The sequence below is a fragment of the Bacteroides sp. OF04-15BH genome (assembly GCF_003477995.1).
In the GTDB taxonomy this organism is placed as follows: Bacteria; Bacteroidota; Bacteroidia; order Bacteroidales; family Bacteroidaceae; genus Paraprevotella.
Genome location: NZ_QUEM01000008.1, coordinates 76,488 through 100,308 on the forward strand (window position 1 = coordinate 76,488; position 23,821 = coordinate 100,308).

28 protein-coding genes and 1 pseudogene are annotated in these 23,821 nt (G+C 49.5%); 18 read left to right on the forward strand and 11 right to left on the reverse strand.

The window, feature by feature from the left end; all coding sequences use genetic code 11:
- Positions 1-31: 31 nt before the first annotated feature.
- The gene (locus DXA74_RS05250) at positions 32-1,021 is read right to left on the reverse strand and encodes a glycosyltransferase (RefSeq protein WP_118525775.1); all 990 of its coding nucleotides are present in this window, start codon (positions 1,019-1,021) and stop codon (positions 32-34) included.
- A gap of 6 nt (positions 1,022-1,027) precedes the next feature.
- Positions 1,028-2,479, reverse strand: a complete 1,452-nt coding sequence (locus DXA74_RS05255; protein WP_118525776.1) for a lipopolysaccharide biosynthesis protein — start codon at positions 2,477-2,479, stop codon at positions 1,028-1,030.
- Positions 2,480-2,761: 282 nt separating this feature from the next.
- On the opposite strand from DXA74_RS05255, the gene DXA74_RS05260 reads away from it, so the two are divergent.
- Genes DXA74_RS05260 through DXA74_RS05290 form a run of 7 tightly spaced genes read left to right on the forward strand, consistent with a single transcriptional unit; the run spans position 2,762 to position 10,206 of the window.
- Complete coding sequence (locus DXA74_RS05260) at positions 2,762-3,349, forward strand: hypothetical protein (protein ID WP_118525777.1); 588 nt, start codon at positions 2,762-2,764, stop codon at positions 3,347-3,349.
- 10 nt (positions 3,350-3,359) lie between these two features.
- Positions 3,360-4,202, forward strand: coding sequence for a DUF2764 family protein (locus DXA74_RS05265; protein WP_118525778.1), 843 nt, complete (start codon positions 3,360-3,362; stop codon positions 4,200-4,202).
- A 12-nt stretch (positions 4,203-4,214) separates the two neighbouring features.
- Positions 4,215-5,972, forward strand: coding sequence for a V-type ATP synthase subunit A (locus DXA74_RS05270; RefSeq protein WP_118525779.1), 1,758 nt, complete (start codon positions 4,215-4,217; stop codon positions 5,970-5,972).
- A 19-nt stretch (positions 5,973-5,991) separates the two neighbouring features.
- Complete coding sequence (locus DXA74_RS05275) at positions 5,992-7,311, forward strand: V-type ATP synthase subunit B (protein WP_118525780.1); 1,320 nt, start codon at positions 5,992-5,994, stop codon at positions 7,309-7,311.
- A 12-nt stretch (positions 7,312-7,323) separates the two neighbouring features.
- Positions 7,324-7,929 carry a V-type ATP synthase subunit D gene (locus tag DXA74_RS05280; protein WP_118525781.1) on the forward strand — a complete coding sequence of 202 codons (606 nt, stop codon included), beginning with the start codon at positions 7,324-7,326 and terminating at the stop codon, positions 7,927-7,929.
- The gene (locus DXA74_RS05285) at positions 7,926-9,755 is read left to right on the forward strand and encodes a V-type ATP synthase subunit I (RefSeq protein WP_118525782.1); all 1,830 of its coding nucleotides are present in this window, start codon (positions 7,926-7,928) and stop codon (positions 9,753-9,755) included. Before DXA74_RS05280 ends, DXA74_RS05285 begins: the two co-directional genes overlap by 4 nt.
- 31 nt (positions 9,756-9,786) lie before the next feature.
- Positions 9,787-10,206 (forward strand): ATPase, encoded by a 420-nt coding sequence (locus DXA74_RS05290; RefSeq protein WP_118525783.1) that lies wholly within the window; start codon positions 9,787-9,789, stop codon positions 10,204-10,206.
- A 159-nt stretch (positions 10,207-10,365) separates the two neighbouring features.
- Here the strand turns inward: DXA74_RS05290 and trxA are convergent, their stop codons facing one another.
- From trxA to rpsO, 4 genes are all read right to left on the reverse strand, one after another.
- Positions 10,366-10,833 carry a thioredoxin gene (gene trxA, locus DXA74_RS05295; RefSeq protein ID WP_118525784.1) on the reverse strand — a complete coding sequence of 156 codons (468 nt, stop codon included), beginning with the start codon at positions 10,831-10,833 and terminating at the stop codon, positions 10,366-10,368.
- Positions 10,834-10,993: 160 nt separating this feature from the next.
- Complete coding sequence (locus DXA74_RS05300) at positions 10,994-12,532, reverse strand: bifunctional GNAT family N-acetyltransferase/carbon-nitrogen hydrolase family protein (RefSeq protein WP_118525785.1); 1,539 nt, start codon at positions 12,530-12,532, stop codon at positions 10,994-10,996.
- 96 nt (positions 12,533-12,628) lie between these two features.
- Positions 12,629-15,154, reverse strand: a complete 2,526-nt coding sequence (locus DXA74_RS05305; protein ID WP_118525786.1) for a YfhO family protein — start codon at positions 15,152-15,154, stop codon at positions 12,629-12,631.
- 120 nt (positions 15,155-15,274) lie between these two features.
- On the reverse strand, positions 15,275-15,544 hold the full coding sequence (gene rpsO, locus DXA74_RS05310; protein WP_118525787.1) for a 30S ribosomal protein S15: 270 nt from the start codon (positions 15,542-15,544) through the stop codon (positions 15,275-15,277).
- A 660-nt stretch (positions 15,545-16,204) separates the two neighbouring features.
- Here rpsO and DXA74_RS16430 point away from each other — a divergent pair.
- The 11 genes from DXA74_RS16430 (at position 16,205) to DXA74_RS05375 (ending at position 20,651) form a co-directional block, all read left to right on the forward strand.
- Positions 16,205-16,615, forward strand: a complete 411-nt coding sequence (locus DXA74_RS16430) for a hypothetical protein (protein WP_172770184.1) — start codon at positions 16,205-16,207, stop codon at positions 16,613-16,615.
- Between the two features lie 62 nt (positions 16,616-16,677).
- Complete coding sequence (locus DXA74_RS05330; protein ID WP_004310306.1) at positions 16,678-17,013, forward strand: hypothetical protein; 336 nt, start codon at positions 16,678-16,680, stop codon at positions 17,011-17,013.
- Positions 17,014-17,020: 7 nt separating this feature from the next.
- On the forward strand, positions 17,021-17,236 hold the full coding sequence (locus DXA74_RS05335) for a hypothetical protein (protein ID WP_005643957.1): 216 nt from the start codon (positions 17,021-17,023) through the stop codon (positions 17,234-17,236).
- Between the two features lie 11 nt (positions 17,237-17,247).
- Entirely contained in the window at positions 17,248-17,469 is a 222-nt protein-coding gene (locus DXA74_RS05340; RefSeq protein WP_008019901.1) for a hypothetical protein, read from the forward strand.
- Between the two features lie 23 nt (positions 17,470-17,492).
- Positions 17,493-17,912 carry a PcfK-like family protein gene (locus DXA74_RS05345; RefSeq protein WP_004310304.1) on the forward strand — a complete coding sequence of 140 codons (420 nt, stop codon included), beginning with the start codon at positions 17,493-17,495 and terminating at the stop codon, positions 17,910-17,912.
- Positions 17,909-19,174, forward strand: coding sequence for a PcfJ domain-containing protein (locus DXA74_RS05350; protein ID WP_004310303.1), 1,266 nt, complete (start codon positions 17,909-17,911; stop codon positions 19,172-19,174). Before DXA74_RS05345 ends, DXA74_RS05350 begins: the two co-directional genes overlap by 4 nt.
- 24 nt (positions 19,175-19,198) lie before the next feature.
- The gene (locus DXA74_RS05355) at positions 19,199-19,456 is read left to right on the forward strand and encodes a hypothetical protein (protein ID WP_005827305.1); all 258 of its coding nucleotides are present in this window, start codon (positions 19,199-19,201) and stop codon (positions 19,454-19,456) included.
- A gap of 31 nt (positions 19,457-19,487) precedes the next feature.
- Positions 19,488-19,706: a DUF3873 domain-containing protein gene (locus tag DXA74_RS05360; RefSeq protein WP_008770680.1), complete on the forward strand. Its 219-nt coding sequence runs from the start codon at positions 19,488-19,490 to the stop codon at positions 19,704-19,706.
- Entirely contained in the window at positions 19,646-19,951 is a 306-nt protein-coding gene (locus DXA74_RS05365; RefSeq protein ID WP_004310302.1) for a hypothetical protein, read from the forward strand. Before DXA74_RS05360 ends, DXA74_RS05365 begins: the two co-directional genes overlap by 61 nt.
- Positions 19,952-20,004: 53 nt before the next feature.
- A complete protein-coding gene (locus DXA74_RS05370) occupies positions 20,005-20,313 on the forward strand; it encodes a hypothetical protein (RefSeq protein ID WP_032595744.1) in 309 nt (102 codons plus the stop codon).
- A 116-nt stretch (positions 20,314-20,429) separates the two neighbouring features.
- Complete coding sequence (locus DXA74_RS05375; protein WP_004310300.1) at positions 20,430-20,651, forward strand: hypothetical protein; 222 nt, start codon at positions 20,430-20,432, stop codon at positions 20,649-20,651.
- Positions 20,652-20,713: 62 nt separating this feature from the next.
- Here DXA74_RS05375 and DXA74_RS05380 read toward each other — a convergent pair whose 3' ends face one another.
- The 5 genes and pseudogenes from DXA74_RS05380 to traN all read right to left on the reverse strand — a co-directional run.
- Positions 20,714-21,241 carry a glycoside hydrolase family protein gene (locus DXA74_RS05380; RefSeq protein WP_005827312.1) on the reverse strand — a complete coding sequence of 176 codons (528 nt, stop codon included), beginning with the start codon at positions 21,239-21,241 and terminating at the stop codon, positions 20,714-20,716.
- Positions 21,238-21,744 (reverse strand): DUF3872 domain-containing protein, encoded by a 507-nt coding sequence (locus tag DXA74_RS05385; protein ID WP_032595742.1) that lies wholly within the window; start codon positions 21,742-21,744, stop codon positions 21,238-21,240. Before DXA74_RS05385 ends, DXA74_RS05380 begins: the two co-directional genes overlap by 4 nt.
- Complete coding sequence (locus tag DXA74_RS05390; protein WP_004310298.1) at positions 21,744-22,643, reverse strand: toprim domain-containing protein; 900 nt, start codon at positions 22,641-22,643, stop codon at positions 21,744-21,746. The genes DXA74_RS05385 and DXA74_RS05390 overlap by 1 nt, the downstream gene beginning before the upstream one ends.
- A gap of 8 nt (positions 22,644-22,651) precedes the next feature.
- Positions 22,652-23,227 carry a conjugal transfer protein TraO gene (locus DXA74_RS05395; protein WP_032588474.1) on the reverse strand — a complete coding sequence of 192 codons (576 nt, stop codon included), beginning with the start codon at positions 23,225-23,227 and terminating at the stop codon, positions 22,652-22,654.
- Positions 23,228-23,229: 2 nt separating this feature from the next.
- A pseudogene (traN, locus tag DXA74_RS05400) lies at positions 23,230-23,820 on the reverse strand (conjugative transposon protein TraN); the annotation flags it as partial.
- Position 23,821 lies beyond the last annotated feature (1 nt).

The window sequence follows — 23,821 nt, forward strand, 5'->3', positions numbered from 1 at the left end:
AAATTTAGCAAATCTGAATAACCTCTCCAAACTATAGATAGAAATAAGTATTGCCGTAGGACCGAATCATCGGATAAAAGAAACTGCGTACATAACTCATCATCCCCTTTTGGTTCGGATTGAAATAGACTTTCTCCTTGTGTTTCATGCACAAAGAACAGAGTCGCAGCAGACTAAGCGGATCTGTTTTCAACAGCAAACCGCAAATCTGATGGGCCAAAGCATGTTGTTTTCCTTCTGTGTGTTCATAGATATGCCGGTAAAAGAATTTCCAGGTATCCAGCTTCTGCAAACGGCGGTATTGCGTAAAACCAGTGACATAAGGCTGCCAGGTTGGCTTCTGCACCATATAGGATGCATACCGGGCATTCAACCGGGTGATTGCAGAACCTTGATGAGGACGATGCCAGTTCAGGGCCTCATCCACACGTACCAGTCCCCGATTCAGATGAGCATTGACCGCAATCCACCAGTCATAAAGGATATGACCGTCCCAGGCTTGAAAAATCTCTCGGGCGAATTCAGAACGAATCAGCATGCTATGCCCCGGAGTAGAATCATAAAAAAGCAAATACTCCAGATTGTAATGGGGAGCACTCAGCTTCTTCATCTTGCCCGGACGGAACTCCCGGTCGCCATGATAACAGGAAATGCATACATCATGATTCCCGATAGTCTGCATCTGGCGTTCTATCTTTTGGGCATACCAGATATCATCCTGGTCTGCCACAGCGATAAACTCACCCGAGGCTTTTAATATAGCCTCCTTAAAGTTTCTGTTAAATCCCATATTGGTCTGATTGCGACAAGCGCGAATCACGTCATAGCGGGCCGCATAATCCTGAATGATATCCCACGTTTCATCCGTAGAAGAATCGTCCTGGATAATAATTTCCTTTATCGGAAAAGTCTGGATCAAAATAGAGTCAAGCTGTTCTTTCAGGAACTGGGCTCCGTTATAAGTACACATAACGACCGAAACCCTGGCATCTGACAAAGGTTGTTGCTGAGATATATCCATGATATCTTACGATTTGTGTTTTTTATTTTTGAAAATATACTGCATGCTTTCTCTCAGGATATTGGCATTGCTCACATAAAGAATACCGACATAAAAGACTGCCGTGGTGAGAATCTTGCTGATCAAAAGCAGCAGATTGTTCTCGATACGGAACGTAACCAGCCAGCTGAGTGCAATCGAAACAACGGTGATTGCGGCAAAAGGAACAATATCCTTAATCACATCCCACAAAGAGATGCGAATCAGCCGCCAGGCAAAATAATGCCACACCAGGGTCCACAATACATTCACGGCGATAAATGCCTTCACCATGACATACAGACCGTAAGAGTGCAAGCCGATCATCAAAGCCCATATCAACACGCAGGACACGATGGTGTTAATCATGTTGATGTTTGATTTTCCCTGGCTGATGACCAGAATATAGTATAGCGTATTTACCGGCACAAAGGCACCATACACGCAAAGCATGCTCAGCAAAGAAGCACTTTCCAGCCACTTTGTGCCCACTGTAATCAGAATAAACTCATGGGCGATATATCCCAGTCCCAACATGGCCGGGAATGCTATGAAACAGGTGAAACGAAGCATTTTGCGGAACACATGAATGCTCTGCTGGCGTTCATCCTTCACCTGTGCCAATACCGGCTGGGCCACTCCGGAAATCATTCCGTTGATCATATTGAATCCCATCTCGTTCCACTTATTGGCATTACCATACTGTCCGGCAACATTGGTGTTGTAATACTTTCCGAGCAAGGTAGACAGCACATTGCGGTTCACTTGCGTAAACAGACTTGTGATCAGCAGTTTGCTACTAAATCCGAACATTTCCCGAATCGGGCCGAAATCCCACTGCATCGTGGGGCGCCAGGGAGAATAATACCAATTCATGATGACGATAACCGTCACATAAAGCACTCCCTGAGCCGCCAGTCCCCAATAGGCAAATCCGTTGTAAGCCATGATAATGCTGGCTACTCCGGAAATCAGCAAGGCCAGTACCGAAATGATGGAAGTCTGCTTCACCATCAGATGCCCGAACAGATAAGCCCGCTGGGCGATGCCGAAACTGGTGATCAGAAAACTCAGGAAAAGGAAACGGGCCAAGGGAGTCAGGCGCGGTTCGTCATAGAAATCGGCAATATAAGGAGCTAAAAAGAACAACAGCACATAAAGGAAACTGCCGCAAAGGATGTTGAACCAGAACACAGCGTTATAGTCCTTGTGGGTCGGGTTCTTCTTGTTGGCCAAAGCAGCAATAAAGCCACTCTCCTGCAAGCTGGCAGCCACACAGGAAAACACGTTCAGCACCTGTACCATACCATAGTCGTGTGGGGTAAGCAAGTTTAACAGATAGATACCGAACACGGCATTCAGTATCTGCACCATACCATTACTCAACCCGCCCCAAAGGAGCCCCTTTGCGGTCTTGTCTTTTAACGATTTGTCTGCCATTAAGTTTCTTTTATTTGTAATTGCCGTGCAAAGGTACATCTTTTCATTTCTTGATGCAAAGAATAGCGTTGCATATTTGACCGTGGCAAACCGTTATACCTTATAAACAAAACATCGGCTCCCCTGCTGAATATGATTTTTACATAAGTAACCAATTATGATCATTAAGGCGCTATTTAAGACATTGCAGAAAAAAATAACCTCAGAAGGTATTGCCATGACGAAAATAATCGGTAAATTTAGCCGCATCAAATTAACACGCATATCACTAAAATCTAAAATATGGAGAAGATCGATGAACTAACGAATAAGATCTACCACGAAGGTGTAGAGAAAGGAAAAGCTGAAGCTCAGCGTATCATTGAAGATGCTCAGGCAGAAGCACAACGTATCATTGCCGAGGCACAGAACAAGGCTCAGGAGCTGGCTGCCGAAGCAGAGAAAAAGGCGGCCGAACTGGACAAGAATACCAAGTCGGAACTGAAACTTTATACCGATCAGGCTGTCAATGCCCTGAAATCGGAGATTACCACACTGATCTCGGACAAGCTCTTAAAGGAAGGTGTTCAGAAAGCCACTGCAAACACCGATTTTCTGGGACAGTTTCTGGTGTCTCTCGCATCCCGTTGGGACGAGAAGGAGCAGATGGTCATTTCCGCTCCGGAAGCCGACAAGCTGAAAGCCTATTTTGCCAGCCATGCCAAAGAGTTGCTGGACAAAGGCCTTACCATCAACAAGATCAATGGTAAGGATGTGCTGTTTTCCGTGTCACCGGCCGACGGTTCTTATAAAATAAACTTCGGTGAAGAAGAGTTTATCAATTACCTGAAAGATTTCCTGCGCCCACAGTTGATTGAAATGTTGTTCTAAGTCTATTGTTATGAAGAATTATTATTGTTTGGTAGCCGGCATGCCGGATGTAGCGCTCGACGACTCCAAACTTCCTTTTCATGTTTCAGACTTTAAGGACGAATATCTCCCTCAACTCGCTCCGGAGGACCGGAAACTGGTTGAACTCTTTTATCTGCAATACGACAATCAGAACCTGCTGAATGTGCTGGAGCAGAAAGAAGACAGCGAACCACTTCCGGGATTGTTTACCCGCGAGGAACTTGAAGAGGAAGTGCGTGCAGCCCAGCGTGATGAAGCCTGCACCCTTCTGCCGGAATACATGTATCGCTTCATCCGGGAATACAGCCAGCTGAAAGAAGAAAGCAACGGCAATCTTCCTGAAGACATACTCACCGGATACTACTATGATGAGGCTTGCAAGGTGAAAAATACATTTGTAAAGGAATGGTTTACTTTCAACCAGAATGTAAACAATATCCTGATTGCCCTGACAGCACGCCGCTTTGGTTTCCCGCCGGCTTCGTTTCTGGTAGGCCAGGGCGACCTGGTGCATCTGCTGGCCACTTCGGCTGCACGCGATTTCGGAATCGGTTCGGATTTCGAACAGATCCACGAACTGATGTCTATCAGCGAACTGAGCGATCCGGTGGAAAAGGAGCGCAAAATCGACCTATTGAAATGGAACTGGCTTGAAGAGCATACCTTCTTCCATTATTTTTCCATTGAAAAGATTTTTGCCTTCCTGCAGAAACTGAACATCATCGAGCGCTGGACCATTGTGGACAAAGAGCGCGGCGGACAGGTGTTCCGGGATATGATACAACAATTAAAGGACGAGGTGGAAGTGCCGTCTGAGTTTCGTATAAAATAATCAATATCAAATATGACAACAAAAGGATCTGTTATTGGAGTAATTTCCAATATTGTAACCATACAGGTAGATGGTCCCGTATCACAGAATGAAATCTGCTACATCACCGTAAACGGCGACAGACTGATGGCAGAGGTGATCAAGGTTGTGGGCCAGAATGCCTATGTTCAGGTTTTTGAAAGCACCCGCGGCATGAAAGTGGGCGCTGAAGCCGAATTCACCGGTCACATGCTCGAGGTGACTTTGGGACCGGGTATGCTCTCCAAGAAGTACGACGGTCTGCAAAACGACCTGGAAAAGATGGAGGGTGTGTTCCTGAAAAGAGGACAATATACTTATCCTCTTGACGAGGACAAGAAATGGGCGTTCAAGCCACTGGTCAAGGCGGGCGATACCGTAGCAGCCTCAGCGTGGTTGGGCGAGGTGGAAGAAAACCATCAGCCGCTTAAGATCATGGCTCCGATTGCCATGAAAGGAACTGCCGTGGTGAAGAGCATCGTTCCGGAAGGCGAATATCTGTGCAATGACACCATTGCCGTGCTGACTGCCGAAGACGGAACCGAGATTCCGGTAACCATGGTACAGAAATGGGCCGTAAAAGTGGCCATGACCAATTATAAGGAAAAGCCGCGTCCGTTCAAGCTGTTGGAAACCGGTGTGCGTACCATCGACACCATGAACCCGATTGTAGAAGGCGGTACCGGATTCATCCCGGGTCCGTTCGGTACGGGTAAGACCGTGTTGCAGCATGCCATTTCCAAACAGGCCGAGGCCGACATCGTAATCATCGCAGCCTGCGGTGAGCGTGCCAACGAGGTTGTGGAGGTCTTCACCGAGTTCCCCGAACTGATTGACCCACACACCGGACGCAAGCTGATGGAGCGTACCATCATCATCGCCAACACCTCTAACATGCCGGTAGCTGCCCGTGAGGCCTCTGTATATACCGCCATGACCATTGCCGAGTATTACCGTTCTATGGGTCTGCGCGTGCTGTTGATGGCCGACTCAACTTCACGTTGGGCACAGGCGCTGCGTGAGATGTCCAACCGTATGGAGGAACTTCCCGGACCGGATGCCTTCCCAATGGACCTGTCTGCCATCATCTCCAACTTCTACGGCCGTGCCGGATTCGTTTATCTGAACAACGGACAGACCGGTTCCATCACCTTTATCGGTACGGTATCTCCTGCCGGAGGTAACCTCAAGGAACCGGTAACCGAGAACACCAAGAAGGTGGCCCGCTGTTTCTACGCCTTGGAGCAGGACCGTGCGGACCGCAAGCGCTACCCGGCTGTGAATCCGATTGACTCTTACTCAAAATATCTGGAGTATCCGGAGTTTGAAAGCTACATTACCGAACGCATCAACGGCGAGTGGACCACTAAGGTAAACGAGCTGAAGACCCGTCTGCTGCGCGGAAAGGAGATTGCCGAGCAGATCAACATTTTGGGTGATGACGGTGTTCCGGTAGAATATCACGTGATTTTCTGGAAGTCAGAGGTCATCGACTTCGTGATTCTGCAACAGGATGCCTTCGACGAGGTGGATGCCGTTACGCCGCTGGAGCGTCAGGAAGACCTGCTGAATCTGGTCATCGAGATCTGCCACACCGAGTTCAACTTTGAAACCTTCCTCGAGGTAATGGAATATTTCAAGAAGCTGATCAACCTGTGCAAGCAGATGAACTATGCCGTTTACAAGAGCGAGCAGTTTGAGAACTACAAGGCACAGATTGCTGCCCTGCTGGACGAGCGAAGAGCAAAATAACTGAATAACTAAAACGATTATGGCTACAAAAGCATTTCAAAAGATATACACAAAAATCAGCCAGATTACCAAAGCCACCTGCTCGCTGAAAGCAACAGGAGTGGGCGCCGACGAACTGGCTATGGTAAACGGCAAGCTGGCCCAGGTGGTTAAGATTGCCGGAGACGAAGTGACCTTGCAGGTGTTTGAAGGTACCGGCGGTATTCCTACCGATGCCGAAGTGGTCTTTCTGGGCAAGGCTCCTACTCTGAAAGTGAGCGACCAGCTGGCCGGACGTTTCTTCAACGCCTACGGTGACCCGATTGACGGCGGACCGCAGGTGGAAGGTGTGGAAGTGGAAATCGGCGGACCATCTGTAAACCCGGTGCGCAGAAAACAGCCTTCTGAACTGATTGCTACAGGTATCGCCGGTATCGACCTGAACAACACCCTGGTTTCCGGACAGAAGATTCCGTTCTTCGCCGACCCGGACCAGCCGTTCAACCAGGTGATGGCTATGGTGGCCCTGCGTGCACAGACCGACAAGATCATTCTGGGCGGTATGGGTATGACCAACGACGACTATCTGTACTTTAAGAATGTATTCTCCAACGCCGGTGCGCTCGACCGTATCGTCAGCTTCGTGAACACCACCGAAGACCCGGCCGTAGAGCGTCTGTTGGTGCCGGATATGGCACTGACCGCTGCCGAATACTTCGCGGTTGAGAAGAACGAGAAAGTATTGGTGCTGCTTACCGACATGACTTCATACGCCGACTCACTGGCCATCGTATCCAACCGTATGGACCAGATCCCATCCAAGGATTCCATGCCGGGTTCGTTGTATTCCGATCTGGCCAAGATTTACGAGAAGGCCGTACAGTTCCCGTCAGGAGGTTCCATCACCATTATTGCGGTAACAACCCTGAGCGGTGGCGATATCACCCACGCCGTGCCGGATAACACCGGTTACATCACCGAGGGTCAGTTGTTCCTGCGCCGCGACAGCGACATCGGTAAGGTTATCGTAGACCCGTTCCGCTCTCTGTCCCGTCTGAAACAGCTGGTAGCCGGAAAGAAGACCCGCAAGGACCATCCTCAGGTGATGAACGCCGCCGTGCGCCTGTATGCCGACGCCGCCAATGCCAAGACCAAGATGGAAAACGGTTTCGACCTGACCAACTACGACGAGCGTACGCTGGCCTTCGCCAAGGACTACGCAGACAAGCTGCTGGCTATTGATGTGAACCTGAACACCACAGAGATGCTGGATGTTACCTGGGGCCTCTTCAGCAAATACTTCAAACCCGAAGAGGTGAACATCAAGAAAGAGCTGGTGGATGAGTTTTGGAAAAAATAAAAATAAAATAGCATGGCTATAAAGTTTCAATATAATAAAACTTCACTTCAGCTGCTGGAAAAACAGCTGAAGGTGCGCGTACGCACTCTGCCGATTATCAAGAACAAGGAGAGTGCCCTGCGTATGGAAGTCAAGAAATGTAAGGCCGAAGCAAATGAACTGGAAAAGAAGCTGGAGGAAAGCATTCAGGCATACGAATCCATGTTTGCCCTTTGGGCTGAGTTCGACCCCTCTATCGTAGGTGTCAAGGATGTCAGCCTGTCGGTGCGCAAGATTGCCGGAGTGCGGGTTCCCATGCTTCAGAATGTGGAGCTGGAAGTAAAGCCTTTCAGTCTGTTCAACGCCCCGAAATGGTATTACGACGGCATTGCCCTGCTTCAGGGACTCGCCAAGACCGCCATCGAAAGGGAATTTGTTTTGGCCAAGCTGGGCCTTCTGGAATATGCCCGCAAAAAGACTACCCAGAAGGTGAATCTTTTTGAGAAGGTACAGATTCCGGGCTACCAGGATGCCTTGCGCAAAATCAAGCGTTTTATGGAGGACGAGGAAAACCTGTCGAAGTCTTCTCAGAAGATCTTGAAAACCATTCAGGAAAAAAGAAAGGAGGCAGCCGTATGATTACGAAAATGAAAAAACTCACGTTTCTGGTCTATCATAAGGAATATGAGGAGTTCCTGAAACGGATACGCGATCTGGGCGTGCTGCATATCCAGACGGCTCAGGAAGGAAGCAGCGACACCTCGGTGCTGCAGGAACGCATCCAACTGGCCGACCGTATCAAACGGATGATTGAATCGTTTGCAGACATCGAGCCGTCGGCTCATGAAGGCGATGCTGCCAAAGGTCCGCAGACATTGGAACATATCGAACAGCTTCAGGCCGAGAAACAGGCTCAGGAAAGTCTCGTGCAGGGCTGCCGCAAAGAAGAGGAAGCTCTGGAAGTGTGGGGCAATTTCGACCCGAAAAACATCAGCCGCCTGAAAGAAAACGGCTATGAGGTGCGCTTCTTCACCTGCCCGGCCCGAAACTTCAATCCGGAATGGGAAGAGCAGTTCTGCGCCACTCTGATCAATAAGGAAGGCGACCGCCTGTACTTCATCACCGTAACCCCTGCCGGACAGCAGCCCGATCTGGATGCCGAGGCGGTGACTCTGCCTCAACGCTCCCTTCAGGAAGCCACTCAGCAGAAAGAGGTGCATGAACATGCCGCCGAGGCTATTCAGAAGCAGATAGACCACTGCGCCCACAAGCATCTTAAGGATCTTCAGGCCTGGTTGCAGCAGTTGCATTCTTCCGTGGCCTTCGACCAGGTGGTATTGGGCACAGCCCGCGCCGCCGAAGACAAGGTGATGATTCTCGAAGGCTGGATTCCGGCCCCGAAGGAACAGATGGTACGCGAATTTCTGGACAGCCAGGAAGTGTACTACGAGATGCGCGAAGCACGCAAGGGCGACCATGTGCCCATCCTGCTGCGCAACAACGCCTTCACCCGCATGTATGAGGTGCTGACCGGCATGTACGGTATGCCCGATTACGACGAGTTTGACCCGACGCCGATGATCGCGCCCTTCTTCACCCTGTTCTTCGCCTTCTGTATGGGCGACGCGGGATACGGACTGGCCCTGATCCTTTTGGGCTTCTATCTCAAGAGCAAACTGTCCAAATCCATGGCAGGCATGATGAATCTGGTCATCACACTGGGTGTCGCTACAACCATCTTTGGTGCCATTCTGGGTACTTTCTTTGGAGTGGACCTGTTCAAGGCCGATGTGCCGGAATGGATGAAACAGTTCATGATTACCGGAAAGATCGGTGAGACGAACTACGACAAGCAGATGCTGCTGGCACTGATCATCGGTGTGGTTCACATCTGCATCGCCATGACCGTGAAAGCCATCGGCGCTACCGTACGCTTCGGCTTCAAGGAGTCGCTCAGCGACTGGGGCTGGCTGCTGCTCGTGGTGGGCTTCGTTGCTTTGGGCAGCCTGTCATTCTTCCAGCTGATACCGGAACAGGTATCTTATTGGGGCTTCATCGTGGTGGGCGGCATTTCGGCCATTGGCATCTACCTGCTCAACAACCTGCACCGCAATGTGTTGGTCAATATCGGAGCCGGACTGTGGGACACTTACAACATGGCCACAGGACTGATGGGCGACGTGCTCTCTTACATCCGTCTTTATGCCCTCGGACTGGCCGGTGCCATGCTGGGCGGTGTGTTCAACCAACTGGCCTTTATGGTACAGGATGCGGCAGGAGGCGTGCTGGGCATCATCTTCTGCGCCCTGATTCTGGTATTCGGACACACACTGAACATTGCCATGTCCTGTCTGAGTGCCTTCGTTCACCCGCTGCGTCTTACCTTTGTGGAGTATTTCAAGAACTCCGGCTACGATGGCAAGGGTGAAGCTTACAAACCTTTTACAGTAACAGAAAAAGAATAAATAAAATCAGAAACAATAAAAAATTAAAGTTATGAATGAAATTTTAGGTTATCTGGGTCTGGGCCTGATGTTGGCTCTCGCCGGAATCGGAAGTTGCTATGGTACAACAATCGCAGGTAATGCAGCCGAAGGCGCATTGAAGAAGAACGCTTCAAAGTCTGCCAGCTACATGATCCTTTCGGCTCTGCCGGCTACTCAGGGTCTGTACGGTTTTGTGGCTTTCCTGATGTCTATGGGACGCGACTTCACTACTGAAGGCCCGCTGATGCTGGGTATCGGTCTGGGTGTCGGTCTGGTATGTCTGTTCTCAGCCATCCGTCAGGGACAGGTTTGTGCCAACGGTATCATGGGTATCGCTCAGGGTCACGATGTGCAGACCAACACCATGATCTACGCCGCTCTGCCTGAGTTCTACGCCATTCTGGCCCTGGTTGCCGCTTTGATGGTATAAAACGATCCAAAATTTTCGTCGGGATGATTTTTAAATTTCATCCTGTCGAAAATAAATTATCATCACGTTGAAAATTTTAAAAGATAAGGAGTGCGCCCAAACATGAGATGATCTCATGCGGGCGCACTCCTTTTTTTTACTATAATCTTCCGAACCGGATTACTTCTGCAACAGCACACGCTCAATAGCCTCGATAAGTTGTGGCTTAGGCATGGCACCGGTCACAATCTGCGGCTGTCCGTTCACCGGAATGAACAGGATGGTCGGGATGCTGCGGATATTGAATACAGCGGCCAATTCCTCCTCATTCTCGGTATTTACCTTATACACGTCAATAACTCCCTTATACTCTTCGGCTACCTCCTCCAACACCGGAGCAAAGGCTTTGCAAGGGCCGCACCAGCTGGCATAGAAATCAATGATGGCCGGCTTGTCGCCCAGAAATTTCCACTCGTTCGGGTTCTGCTCGTAGTTTACTACCTTCTCCAAAAAATCTTTCTTTGTCAGTTCCATAACTTTTTTCTCCTTTATTTGTTTGTTACTATTTTCTTTATTTCCCCCACGGAACAGGAAGTAGATTCCTATTACCGCTGCCAATATAATGGCTCCAACTTTAATCATTTGCATCTTTGTTTTATGTGGTTACTATTTTCATATCGCAAAGATGAGAAATATTTCGATATAAAACAAGTTTTTAGTGGAAAATATTTATAAAGGAATTAAAAAGGGTCCTGTTCTACCCTTTTGAGGAGTGAGAACAGGACCCGATATGAGGGATTTTAAAGAATCAGGAATCGCCTTTTTTCTTGAACCGAAGCTCATAGAGATCCTTACGGCGGTCTTTGAGTGTGCGCACGCTTCCGTAAGTATGCAGCTCGGTGAGCAGATCCAGATCAATGTCGGAAACCAGAATCATTTCCGTATTCGGAGTGGCTTCGGCACGCTTTCCGTCTGTCGGGAAAGCAAAGTCACACGGCGTGAACACACCGGACTGCGCATACTGAATATCCATATTATGCACACGGGGCAGGTTACCCACACTTCCGGCAATCACCACGAAGCACTCGTTTTCGATGGCGCGGGCCTGAGCACAGACACGCACACGGGAATAGGCATTCTGCGTATCGGTGAGGAAAGGCACGAACAGAATCTGCATTCCCTGGTCGGCCATGATACGTGCCAGTTCGGGGAACTCCACATCATAACAGATCAGCACACCCACCTTGGCACAATCCGTATCAAATGTACGGATCAGGCTTCCTCCGGTCAGTCCCCAGCTCTTTACCTCCTCGGGCGTCACGTGAATCTTCTCGTACATCTCATACGAACCGTCGCGACGGCACAGGAAGCCCACATTATAGAGACCGTCCTCACGCTGCTGCGGCATGCTTCCGGTAATGATATTGATGTTATAACTGATGGCCAGGTCGACAAAACGCTTGCGGATCTCGTCGGTATAGGAACACAGTCCGCGGATGGCCTGCGATTCGCTCATATGGTTGAACTCCTCCATAAGCGGGGCATTGAAGTATTCGGGGAAGAGGATAAAATCGCTCTGATAGCCGGAAACGGCATCCACGAAGAATTCTATCTGCTCAAACAGGTCGTCGATAGAATGATAATTACGCATCTGCCACTGCACAAGGCCCACACGCACGCTGTTGTTCACCGGCAGCGGGTTCTCCGTTGGAGGCTGATAATAGATGTTGTCCCACTGCAACAGGCAGGCATAGTGCTTGGATTCCTGGTCATTGGGCAGGTAGTTCTTCATCACCTTGCGCACATGGAAATCGTTTGAGAGCTGGAACGTAAGCACCGGATCGTAAATCTCACGCTTGCGCACCTGTTCGATATATTCCTTCGGACGGAGCGTATCGGAATACAAATGATAGTTCGGAATACGACCGCCGAACATAATGGCTTTAAGATTCAGCTTTTCGCACAGTTCCTTGCGGTACTCATACATACGGCGTGCCAGACGCATGCCCCGGTATTCGGGATGGATGAACACTTCGATGCCGTACATAATGTTTCCCTTCGGGTTGTGTGTACTGAAGGTTTCGTTTCCGGTAACCTGGGCGTAAGTATGGTCGCCCTTCACCAGATTGTAGTCTACGATGATAGAGAGGGCACAGCCCACAATCTTGTTATCGACCACCGTGACAATCTGTCCTTCGGGGAAAAGGCGCAGCAGCGTTTCTATCTGCTTGCGGGTCCAGAACACATCGCTGCCGTCGGCATACACACGCTTGAAGGATTGGGCCAACTGAGTGTAATCGTCCATCTGCAACGGACGTATCTGGATTTTACTGGTATTATCTTCCATAACGGTTCTTTTATTTAGTTTTTGACAAAGTCTTGAAAAAGCAAGAATCCGTGCCTGCGTTCCCTTACGGAACACGGACACGGATTCTCTTATGGATTAAGAATTGAATATCGCCTTACGGTCTTTCCAAATCAGGAACAGCACGCCCAGCAATAGGATGACTAATGCACCATAGGCAATACCCTCGGTGACATGAACACTGGTAGGATCGAACTTGAACTCTACCACATGCTTGCCGGCCGGCACTTGAATGGCACGCAGAATGTAGTTGGCACGGGCTATCTCTACCGGATTACCGTCGATGGTAGCCGTCCATCCCGGGTAATAGTTCTCGGAGAAGACAACCACACCACCCTTCTGCGAGTTGATCTCATAGGTAAGCGCATTGGCATCATAGTGGGTCAGCTTCACGGTGCTCAGGCTGTCCTTAGGCTGCTGCTCGGCAGCGTTGCCCAACTGCTCCTTGAACTTCTTGTCCACCACAGCCACTTCCTTGAGCGGAGTGTCGTGCAGGGCCAGAATCTCCTCGTCGGCGTTGTTCACATACTTCACGCTGCTTACAAACCAACCATTACCATTGGCATGCGGATTCAGTACCGGGAAGGTCTTGCCTTCCTGCAAAGGAAGAATCACATACTTCACGTTGAGCATATTCAATACCGGGAAGATGGAATCGCCGTTAATGGAATCCAATACGCCGCCGGCCTTGGCCGCAGCTGCGCCGAAAGCGCTCATCTCAGGAACAATATGTTCTTCGATCATTTCCTGATAGCGTCTCAGCTTGGCAGGATGGTAACCGCCGATGCTCTTGTGGAAGAAAGAGGTATTACTCTCGTTAAAGGTATTCGAAGCCATATTCAGCACACGGTAGTCCAGACTCTTATCCTGCAAGATCATCTCGTCGGCTGGAGTCTTGACGGTTTCCTTCATATTACTTACCGGTTCTGTAAACATCTCATCGTTCAGATAACGCTTGTCCACCTGCCACATATCAATCAGACAGAGCACAATCAGGCTGGCGGTAACCATCGTAGCATTCATCTTCTTCATGCGGAAGGCAATAAGCAGTAACAGACCGATAGCCACAATCAGCGCACTGCGCCAGGCATCCGAAACAAACATGGCACGGCGCATATCCTCCAGATTGCTCAGGATTGGCATAATCATATCCTGCGGAATGTATCCGGCCTGAGCAGCCTGCTGGAACATGCCCTGCTCCATGGTAGAGATATAATTACCGAAGAATACATCCGGCATCAGGGCAAACAGCAAAGCTATACCGCCAGTAAGTGCGGCACTGATATAGACGGCCTTCATGCGCTGTGGCAGCAGGTCAGGTTTTTCGAGCAGTTCCTTCAGCGCCAGCATGGCCAGCAAAGGAATGGTAAACTCGGCAACAACCAGAATAGAGGCCACGGTGCGGAACTTGTCATACATCGGAACATAATCGAGGAAGAAGTCGGTGAATCCCATGAAATTCTTTCCCCAAGAAAGCAGGATGGACAGGATGGTAGCTGCCAGCAGACACCATTTCATCGGTCCTTTTACAATAAACAATCCCAGTACAAAGAGGGTCAGCACAAAGGCTCCTACGTACACCGGTCCGCTGGTTCCGGGCTGCTCGCCCCAATACTGGCCGAGCGATTGATAAATCGGTGTGAACTGCGGATCGGCTTTCTTCATGGCAGTTTCGTTCATGGTCAGCGGCATGGAAGCACCTCCCTTGGTGTTTGGAACCAACAGTGTCCATGTTTCACCAATTCCATAGCTCCACTGAGTGATATAGTCACGCTCCAAACCGCTGCTGGTCTGGTTCGACGGGTCTTTGATATCCTTATGAGTCAGCTCAGACTTGCTGCGCATACTCTCCTTACTGTACTGATAAGTGTGATACAGATTGGACAGATTGATGCAGACACCCAGGATTCCGGCAATAACCAACACACCGGTAGCCTTGAACCACTCGCCCACGCGATGCTCGCGCACGGCCTGAATCAGATAGGCCAGAGCCATCAACAGCATCACAGACAGGAAGTAATAACTCATCTGAATGTGGTTGGAGAAAATCTGCAAGGCGGCAAAGAAAGCCGTTACAACTCCACCGGCAATATATTTGCCGCGATAACACAGCACCATTCCGGCAATCGTAGGCGGAATGAAAGACAGGGCCATGAATTTCCAGATATGACCGGCAGCAATGATGATGAAATAGTAGGATGAGAAAGCCCACAAAATGGCACCTAAAGCCGCCATCCATACCTTGAAATTAAAGGCACGCAGCAGAATGTAGAAACCCAGCAGCATGATGAATACATACATCACATAAGTGGGCAGACCCAACTGATACACGCGTTCTACGGCCGAAAGCGTGTCGGTTGAACTGTAACTCGGCGACATCTGATAGGTAGGCATACCTCCAAACTGCGAATTGGTCCAGCGGGTACGCTCTCCTGTGCGCTCATAATACTCCTGAAGCTCCGCTCCGGAACCCGAACCTCCGGTATGGTCGTGACCGGTCAGTACCAGTCCTTCTGTAGTCGGCACATAAAAATAGGCCAGACCGATCAGAATAAAGAACACTACCGCCAGAGCGTCGGGAATCATTTTCTTGATTTTGTTCATGTTATTCTTGTTTTTATGAATTGATATTCCTGTGCAAAGTGCGCAAGCACGGCTGCAAAAATAATAAAAAAACCGCCTTTCCGTTCAGGAAAAGCGGTTAAATCTTCAGCAGTTTCGGAATTACTTACGCAATCCTAAAGCCTTGATGATAGCACGGTATCTCTCGATATCACGCTCCTTCAAGTAGTTCAGCAAAGCACGACGCTTACCTACCAGACCAGTCAAAGCTCTTTCAGTACTATAATCTTTACGGTTCTTTTTCATGTGCTCCGTCAAGTGGGAAATACGGTATGAAAACAATGCAATCTGGCTCTCTGCAGAACCAGTATCAGTGTTAGACTTTCCGTACTGTCCAAAGATTTCTTGTTTTTTTGCTGCGTCTAAATACATAACTTTTTGTTTTTGAGTATAATTTTACTAAGCGGTTGCAAAGGTACAACTATTTTTGTTTGTTGCAAACTTTCCGTCTTGTTTTTTCTTCTTATCGTGCACTTTTTCAATTATTTGTTGTAACTTTGCCACCCGAAGTTACGAAAAGAGTGTAATTTATTGGAAATGAGCATTGGGTAATCGCTCATAATAGTAATAGGTTACGAATTAGTTAGTTATCTACTGCATTATTCTTCTGTGCGTTGCGTAACCTTCAAAGAACTCTTCGTATGCAAAAGTAACAATAAAACGGGAGATTTAGAAATGAATCTCCTGATTTTTTCTTCTCACACAAGTTTTTCCGTAAAAGCGATTTTATCCGTCAGCACACCATCGCCCAAAAAGATTTTGAACGAACGTGTGCCGACTGCCGCATAAGCGGAGAAAAGGGCTTTGCCTCACGCCTAAACAATAGTTTAGACTGATGAGACAAGGCCCCTTTCTTTTGTGCTTATGCCAAAGAGGTGCTTTTACGGGGTTTTGACGATTTTTCTTTTTTCGTTGTCCTTTTGAGCCGGAAGCGGAAAGCCGTGTATGACCGCACATTCCATAAATGGAACAAGCCGTCACTCACGGCAGACAAACCGGGAAGAATGATTTTATCCATCCGACCAAACACGTTTGGCCAAACAGATAAAAACATACTTCCTTGCCGATGGTTTGCTCGGTTTCACGCTACCGGCTATGTTCTTTTCTGTTGGGGATGTCTTTTTCACGGATTTCTCTTTTGAAGTTTTCCTGTCTAATCTGCCTCCACTTCCGTTTACCTCCATTTTCGCGCCTTTCAGTGAGCCGCATCAGGCAGTCATTTTCGTGCTGGGTGCAAAGGTAACTCCGGGATTGTACGGGAAAGCAAGGTCAAGCCTCCTGTTTTCTGGAAAAATCTCCAGCCCTTCGGGTAGTATTTTTCCGAAAAACCTTGCATTCCCTAATCCCTACCTTTTTAAGCACCCGAAACGAAAACGACCGATGCGACAGAAAGACGCATTAAAAAAAATGTCGGATAAACGAGAAGCAGATAAGATAGTTTGAAACTCAACTCCCTCAGCTCTTGAATCCGCATTAAAAAACAAAAAATCAAAAACAAAACGGATATGAGAACGGCAATAGCAACAAAATTCGTGGCATGGGAAGTACCAAGTTTGGAGAACCTGCAAGGCAGCAAGGTGTACGGACTTCGCACCAAACTGAACAATGGTGAGAAATTGAGCCGAGAGGAAAAGGATTGGCTTACACGCAACGTGAACAGCAACACCTATTTCAAGAGCGCAGTACCCTTGCAAGGTTGGATGTTTGACTTTTCCGACATTCTCCGAACCTACATTGTAAAGCAGTATGGACATTGGGCGGAATACAAGGCTACCGACAAGACCGCACTCCGCAGTTTCCTATACGGCAGGATAGACAGCATCGTGGAACTTAACAAATGATACGGCTATGACAGCAACGGTAAATTTCAGACAAATGGCGCAATACATAGGGCTTGCGATATGCACCCTAATCATGCGCACCGCCTTTTGGGTGTCCGGCATCCTTTGGTACATCGTCAGAGAGATAATAAACGGAGTGTTCCGAGTGGCAATAGGGGTAATCGTGGCTATTCTTTCCGTTATCCTGTTCTTCGGCTTCATTCTTTGGTTATTCACCCTTTAATCCCTACCGACATGGCAAAGAGAAGAAGCAAGACAGTGGAGCAACAATGCAGATACTACGAGGTGGGCAACATCTTCGAGTACATGGTGGAAACATACCTCAACGGCAATATGTCCGTGTTCCGTGGACTCTACCACGAACTGAACAAGGACGCACGGAAGGACTTTATAGACTTCCTATTGAGCGAGGTTGAGCCGATTTATTGGAGGGAGATTTTGAAACATACTATTTGACAACTCATAAAAACGACAGCGATATGAAAGGAACAGACCATTTCAAGAGAACGATACAGATGTATTTGGAACAACGTGCGGAGGAAGACACGCTCTTTGCGAAGAACTACCGCAATCCAGCCAAGAACATTGACGATTGCGTAACCTACATTCTGAACTATGTGCAGAAAAGCGGTTGTAACGGCTTCACGGACGGAGAGATATACGGACAAGCAGTACACTACTATGACGAGAACGAGATTGAGGTGGGCAAGCCTATCCAATGCCAAGTGGCGGTGAACCACATTGTGGAACTCACGGCAGAGGAAAAAGCAGAAGCACGTCAGCAGGCAGTCCGCAGATACCAAGACGAGGAACTCCGCAAGTTGCAGAACCGCACCAAGCCGACAAAGGCGAAAACAGAAACCCAAGTTCAACCCTCATTATTTGATTTTGGCTTATGAAACCGAGAAACAAATTTGAAAAAGCAGTTCTTGCCCAAAGCAAGAAACTACGCCCGATAACCCCGATACAGATAAATTGGGCATTCCGTAATTGCGTGGAGCATTATGCACACCGCTTGCCGAAAGGTCGTACCACTTGTATGGATTGCGGTCATAGTTGGGTAATGACGGAGCAGACCGAGCATTGTACGTGTCCCGAATGTGGAGCAAGTTTGAAAGTCTGCCTCACCTATCAGCGCAAGGTAAGACAAAAGCAGTATTTCACAACCCTTACCACAAGCGGAGAATACCAAGTGCTACGAATGTTCTTGCTTGTCGTGGGTATGGAGAAAGGGGTTAATGCCAAGTCCTATGCCCTTGAAATCGGGCAGTATTGGTGGAATGAACAAGGGCGTAAGGCTGTTGTTGCCATTCCACGCACATTGGGATGCTACATCGACACGTTCTCATTCGCTTCTCCTTTTGCTATCCGCAATGACAATGAAGCGTACCGCCATATCTCATATTCCCCGATATATCCAAGATATAAGGTGTTGCCGACGCTCCGCAGAAACGGCTTTAACGGCAATTTCCACGACATTGTACCCACCAAACTAATACCGGCATTATTGTCGGACAGCCGTGCGGAAACGCTGTTGAAGGCAGGGCAATATCCCATGTTGCGCTACTATCTGTACCACTCTTTCAATATTGGAGAGTATTGGGCTTCAATCAAGATATGTATCCGCAACGGCTATACTATTGAGGACGGCTCAATGTGGCGTGACACCATAGACCTCCTGCGTCATTTCGGCAAGGACACAAACAGCCCGAAATACGTTTGCCCTGCCGACCTCAAAGTTGAACACGACAAGTTGGTGGCAAAGCGCAACCTGCAAAGGAAACATGAGCGGACTGAACAGCAACGCAGGAAAGCGATTGAGGACGAGAAACAATATCTGAAAGCTAAGGGCATATTCTTCGGACTTGCCTTTACCGACAGCCTTATTTGCGTCAAAGTCATAGAGAGCGTGGAAGAAATGGCAGAGGAAGGAAGGACGATGCACCATTGTGTGGGCGGTTACCACAAACGAAAAGACTCCCTTATCCTATCCGCCACCATTGACGGAAAACGAATTGAAACGATAGAGGTGTCACTAAAAACTTTTGAGGTGGTGCAGTGTCGTGGCGTATGCAACGAGAACTCCGAATACCACGACCGCATCATCGCCCTTGTGAACAAGAACGCCAACCTTATCCGCCAGCGGATGAAAGCGGCATAATATCGACATCTAACAACTAACATTATGGAAGTAAGATTTGAAAGCATGGTTTTCCTATGGGATGATAAAATCCCCACGATGTTCCTTGAATTTATGAACCTCCTCACTCTTTGTCAGAGTGAGGAGCAATTAAGGGCGAGCGTCAAGGACTTTGCCGAGAAACACGAACTTGACAAGTTCTTCCTTTACGGCTTCGGCTCTCATCATTTCTACCTGCACCAACGCTACACGAGCGACCCCGAAATGGTGATGCAACACAGAGTGCTGTCTGTACATTTCTAATCATCTAAATAACAACGACTATGGCAACAAAATGACAATTAACGGAGTAAGCACCTGCCAATCGGCAGGAACGGAGAACTACGAGAAATTCCAAACGGGTATCGACAGACGCAAACGCACCCTTGTGCAATACGACTACCGCCACACGGACGGGGAACTTTTCTCTTGTGTCAAACCCACATTAGACGAATGTCGAGCCGCACGGGACAAGTGGCTAACGGCAAAGGAAAGGAAGGAGGAGAAGCGATGAACGAAGCAGGCTACCAAACGCTGATAGTCAAATTCAGCGAACCCATTACGGCATTGGACGGCATCTTTGACGATGCCGAAGCGTGGGGAGTTGATACCCTAAAGGGGTGGATAGACAGCTATGAAAGCAGCCGTTTCACTGCCATTGACAGCCATACGGCAGTCATCACGAGCGAGTATAGCATGGAATGTCTGAAAGAGTGGCTGGAAAAATGCACACCCATAACCGAGAAAACAGAATTTTGAACATTGGGGCGGTGTCCGCACCGCCCGAACCATAAACCTAAAAGACAACGGATATGATAGCAAAGACAATTTTAGAGCAGATTGGCGTCAGACGCTTTGCCGCCATGACGGGAAGCAAAGACTTCACAGACATGGGCAACGGCTTGCGCATGAGCCTTGCGAGGAACAAGACCAGTGCCAACCGCCTTGACATCATCTATGACGGAGGGGCAGACCTATACAATATGCGTTTCTACCGCAAGACGTTCAGCAAAAAGACATTCGAGAGCAGGACGAAGGACATTGAAACGCACGAGGGGATATATTGCGATATGCTGGAGGAAATGTTCACGATGGTAACGGGACTTTACACCCGCTTTTGAGGGGTGGGCGGCAAAAGCCGCCTACTTTCTTTCATGAGCATGATGGCGGATAAGAAAGTAGGCAAAGAAACCTTTGTACCAATCTACGATAGTATTCACAAAAACAAGTTTTAATCATGGAAACAATCAGACAGAACGGAAAAACCATCTTGTACAGCAACGACGGCATAAGCATAAAGATGGTTTTCAAGAACCTTACGGGCAGGAATTTTCAAGGTCAGGAATATACAGACTATATCCGGCATATCGCAATCGGCAGCATGGGATTTTCACCCGGTATCATAGAGCATTGCAGGGACGGTGAGGTTGCAGGCAAAGGGACAATCCCGAATGTATGAAAACTGAAACTCCGATGAAGTTGGCGGCTTCATCGGAGTTTCTTTCGTCAGACACTTATTCTTTATGGTACATACAGCAGCGCAAACTCAGCCTTCCTTCGTTTGAGCAGCATGGCGTGGCGTTTCCCCTTATAGTTACAGAAAGCGATATACTCCCGGTAGATGTTCCTGTCACCCGCCTCCAGCTTTCGGATTAGCGTGCTTTTGGGTATCTTCCCACTCCCCAAAAGACGGTACGGACCGACATTGTAGGCGAGCGTGGCAAGCAGAAGCGAATCCTTCCCGAACTGCTGGAACATCGCGCAGAACTTCCGCAGGTCTTTTCGCAGAAGCGCGTCCGCCTGCCGCTTCGTCATGGTGCGTGCCGAATACCTTTCCCCCGGCTGCAACCGATGTCCATATCCTACATACGGGTGATGTTTTTCCGAATGCCAGCCCTCAAAATACTTCGTGCATCGCACCGCCCTCTCAAATGGTGGCAGCCGGTAGATAGCCGCCTGCCCGTCCGTTCCCTCATGGCGTCTGTTCCGTGCGGACACGGAACAGACCGCCAGAAGCGAACAGAGGATAGCCATGAATACACGCATCATCGTGTAAAGGGCTTGAAGTTCCCGATGGGGACAACAGTGATAACCCCGTCATCCTTCACGTTTCGGTTGTTGAAGTCAAATTCCAACTCATAGGAGTTGCCGAAATTGTCCTCCACTACCACGATGAAGTTGTGCGCCTCGTCACCTTGCGCCGTGTAGTACAGCCGGAACTTCTCGTTTTCGAGCAGGTAGCGGTCATTGGGCAGGAAAGTGATGCCGTTGTCCATTTTCAGTGTGCCCTCACCCTCGAACTGGAAATACCGGATGGTATAGAGGGTATTGGCGAAATCGCCCGTTTTCTTCAGCTCACAGCGGATTTCCACCGTCTGCCCCTTTGTGACCTTGTTCGGCACGGGCATGGTTTCCACCGTGAAGGGATAGGATTGCTGGATGTCCATATCGTCGTCGCACGATACGAATGTGAATGACACTGCGGCGAACAGGCAGAGTGCCAACGCCTTGAAGATTGATGTTCTCTTGTTCTTGTTGTTCAGTATGTTCATTATTCTTTGATTTTTAGATTGTTGTTCTTTTGTTGTTTTCTTGATACTTGTTGCAGGTACTCGTTCAAGTCCTTGCAGCCTTGATAGATGCCGGAACGGTCTGTCACCTTTCCTCCGTAGCGTGTCCGCAGGGCTTCCATTGCCCTGCGTCCGGCTTCGTCTCGGTCGAGGTAACAGTCGATGCGCTCGTACCCGTCCAGATGTTTCAAAGCCTTTTCCACGTTGGCGACGGAGTTCAGCACAAGGCAGTCACCCGTTGCCAAACCGAGCGTGACGGCGGACAGGAAGTCCATAAAGCCCTCGAACACGCTGCACACGTCCGCCGGGATGTCCCCCGCCTTGACCAGCGACACGTCCTTTGGTGGTACGCAACCCTTGAAACGGCGGCTTCGGGTTTCATAGCCGCCCGACACGTTCGGAAAGCCGACGGCAAAGTACCGCTTACCACGCACGCCGTAGTTCAGGCGGCAGCAGTGGCGGGATGCAACGGCATAAGGGATGCCTCTTTCCTTCAAATACTCCGTCAGCGGAGAGCGGAGCAGCGGGACGGCTTCCACTCCCTCAAAGGCAGGTTCGGACGGTTCCGGCAGGTACAACGGCTTTTCTGCTGCGGCAAGCGGCATACGGGCGGTTTCCGCTATGAATCTCGCCTGCGCCATGAAATCCCCGCTTCGGGTAAACTCCCCGACAAGCGTGAAGATGTCGCCGCCCTTGCCCAAGCCGAAGTCGTACCAGAGCTGTTTCGCCACGTTCACACGGAAGGAGGGCGTGCGTTCACTGCGGTATGGCGCACGATACCACAGCTCGTTTCCGCTCCTTCGGACAGGCTCATGTCCCAGCCGTGCGAGAAAGTCCGCAATGGGTATCTGCCTCATATTCTCAATGTCCGTCCGTTCCATGCGACGTGTCAGTTGATGATTATCTTGACGCCCGCCCCGAACTGCGTATGGAACTTCCGTGTGTCGCCACCCCACAGCAGGCGCTCCCGGAGGTTGGCGAGCAGGGCGATACGGTCAGCCACGTAAAACTCCACATCGAGCGTCAGCGCACCGCCGTAGATGAAGGCGTCCCGGTCATGGAGCGTGGAGCCGTCATGCAGCACTTTCTCGCCCCAATTCACCGACTCATATCCGGCGAGAGCCGAAGCCCCCGCATAGACGAACACTATTTTACGGGCGTCGGAGAGTATCTTGAAATAATAACCGCCCTCCGCCGTGAACTGCGCCACAGGTATGGCGGTATCCTTGTACGGGTTGTTCTTCAAGAGGTATTCGCCACCGAACACCCACTTGTTACCGTTCTTCGTGTAGGTGGAGAGAGCCGCCCCGAAACTGTAACCGCCATTGTTGCCACTTAAACGCATACCGTCCACAAGGTTAGCTCTCAATTCGATGCCCTGCATCTTCGGCAGGCATCGCTGGGCGTGCGCCTGCCCCGTGAACAGGGCAAGCGACACGATGATTATTGCGATGTACTTTCTCATGGTCAGCGCACTTGAAGTTCGTTGATGGTATTGGCACGTACCAAGTCCTCGTTTTCAATCACGAAAGACTGGTGACGCCCCCCGTTCTTCTCGTTGAGTTCCACCACGAGGCATTTGTCGTCGGGAATGGTGAACTTCGCCATCGTGAATACCGTGCGCTCGCTCTTCTTGCCCGGCACGAGTGTGGCGTAATTCTGCGCACGGAGCGGCAGGATAATCTGCTCCTGCACGGCGGTACGCTTCGCCACCTTCTTGTCCACGATTTTCCATGTGATGTAGTCCACATCGAAAGGCACGTTGCTCTGGTTCTTTATCTCCGTGTGGAAATAGAGTAACCCATTATGCGTGTAGATACCTTTCAGCAGGTACTGGATGCCGAATCGCTTGCAGCCGATGTGCTTCACCTCACGCTTGTTCTGCTTGTGGATGGACTTCATGATAAGGCGCACCAGCATCGGGCTTTCGCTGCCCAGTTCCTTCAGGTAGATTTCCTGCGCGTTGTTCGGGCGGTTCACCTTCTCGCCGTCATGGATGAAGTCGCACATCTCCACGTTGAGAAGCAGCGGTTCGGAGGCGTACTTCACGTGTAGGCTC

What these genes read in the sequence shown, in the direction of transcription:
- DXA74_RS05250 (WP_118525775.1), bottom strand. Translation starts at nt 1,021, where the DNA reads ATGGATATATCTCAGCAACAACCTTTGTCAGATGCCAGGGTTTCGGTC.
- DXA74_RS05255 (WP_118525776.1), bottom strand. Translation starts at nt 2,479, where the DNA reads ATGGCAGACAAATCGTTAAAAGACAAGACCGCAAAGGGGCTCCTTTGG.
- DXA74_RS05260 (WP_118525777.1), top strand. Translation starts at nt 2,762, where the DNA reads ATGGAGAAGATCGATGAACTAACGAATAAGATCTACCACGAAGGTGTA.
- DXA74_RS05265 (WP_118525778.1), top strand. Translation starts at nt 3,360, where the DNA reads ATGAAGAATTATTATTGTTTGGTAGCCGGCATGCCGGATGTAGCGCTC.
- DXA74_RS05270 (WP_118525779.1), top strand. Translation starts at nt 4,215, where the DNA reads ATGACAACAAAAGGATCTGTTATTGGAGTAATTTCCAATATTGTAACC.
- DXA74_RS05275 (WP_118525780.1), top strand. Translation starts at nt 5,992, where the DNA reads ATGGCTACAAAAGCATTTCAAAAGATATACACAAAAATCAGCCAGATT.
- DXA74_RS05280 (WP_118525781.1), top strand. Translation starts at nt 7,324, where the DNA reads ATGGCTATAAAGTTTCAATATAATAAAACTTCACTTCAGCTGCTGGAA.
- DXA74_RS05285 (WP_118525782.1), top strand. Translation starts at nt 7,926, where the DNA reads ATGATTACGAAAATGAAAAAACTCACGTTTCTGGTCTATCATAAGGAA.
- DXA74_RS05290 (WP_118525783.1), top strand. Translation starts at nt 9,787, where the DNA reads ATGAATGAAATTTTAGGTTATCTGGGTCTGGGCCTGATGTTGGCTCTC.
- trxA (WP_118525784.1), bottom strand. Translation starts at nt 10,833, where the DNA reads ATGCAAATGATTAAAGTTGGAGCCATTATATTGGCAGCGGTAATAGGA.
- DXA74_RS05300 (WP_118525785.1), bottom strand. Translation starts at nt 12,532, where the DNA reads ATGGAAGATAATACCAGTAAAATCCAGATACGTCCGTTGCAGATGGAC.
- DXA74_RS05305 (WP_118525786.1), bottom strand. Translation starts at nt 15,154, where the DNA reads ATGAACAAAATCAAGAAAATGATTCCCGACGCTCTGGCGGTAGTGTTC.
- rpsO (WP_118525787.1), bottom strand. Translation starts at nt 15,544, where the DNA reads ATGTATTTAGACGCAGCAAAAAAACAAGAAATCTTTGGACAGTACGGA.
- DXA74_RS05330 (WP_004310306.1), top strand. Translation starts at nt 16,678, where the DNA reads ATGAGAACGGCAATAGCAACAAAATTCGTGGCATGGGAAGTACCAAGT.
- DXA74_RS05335 (WP_005643957.1), top strand. Translation starts at nt 17,021, where the DNA reads ATGACAGCAACGGTAAATTTCAGACAAATGGCGCAATACATAGGGCTT.
- DXA74_RS05340 (WP_008019901.1), top strand. Translation starts at nt 17,248, where the DNA reads ATGGCAAAGAGAAGAAGCAAGACAGTGGAGCAACAATGCAGATACTAC.
- DXA74_RS05345 (WP_004310304.1), top strand. Translation starts at nt 17,493, where the DNA reads ATGAAAGGAACAGACCATTTCAAGAGAACGATACAGATGTATTTGGAA.
- DXA74_RS05350 (WP_004310303.1), top strand. Translation starts at nt 17,909, where the DNA reads ATGAAACCGAGAAACAAATTTGAAAAAGCAGTTCTTGCCCAAAGCAAG.
- DXA74_RS05355 (WP_005827305.1), top strand. Translation starts at nt 19,199, where the DNA reads ATGGAAGTAAGATTTGAAAGCATGGTTTTCCTATGGGATGATAAAATC.
- DXA74_RS05360 (WP_008770680.1), top strand. Translation starts at nt 19,488, where the DNA reads ATGACAATTAACGGAGTAAGCACCTGCCAATCGGCAGGAACGGAGAAC.
- DXA74_RS05365 (WP_004310302.1), top strand. Translation starts at nt 19,646, where the DNA reads ATGTCGAGCCGCACGGGACAAGTGGCTAACGGCAAAGGAAAGGAAGGA.
- DXA74_RS05370 (WP_032595744.1), top strand. Translation starts at nt 20,005, where the DNA reads ATGATAGCAAAGACAATTTTAGAGCAGATTGGCGTCAGACGCTTTGCC.
- DXA74_RS05375 (WP_004310300.1), top strand. Translation starts at nt 20,430, where the DNA reads ATGGAAACAATCAGACAGAACGGAAAAACCATCTTGTACAGCAACGAC.
- DXA74_RS05380 (WP_005827312.1), bottom strand. Translation starts at nt 21,241, where the DNA reads ATGATGCGTGTATTCATGGCTATCCTCTGTTCGCTTCTGGCGGTCTGT.
- DXA74_RS05385 (WP_032595742.1), bottom strand. Translation starts at nt 21,744, where the DNA reads ATGAACATACTGAACAACAAGAACAAGAGAACATCAATCTTCAAGGCG.
- DXA74_RS05390 (WP_004310298.1), bottom strand. Translation starts at nt 22,643, where the DNA reads ATGGAACGGACGGACATTGAGAATATGAGGCAGATACCCATTGCGGAC.
- DXA74_RS05395 (WP_032588474.1), bottom strand. Translation starts at nt 23,227, where the DNA reads ATGAGAAAGTACATCGCAATAATCATCGTGTCGCTTGCCCTGTTCACG.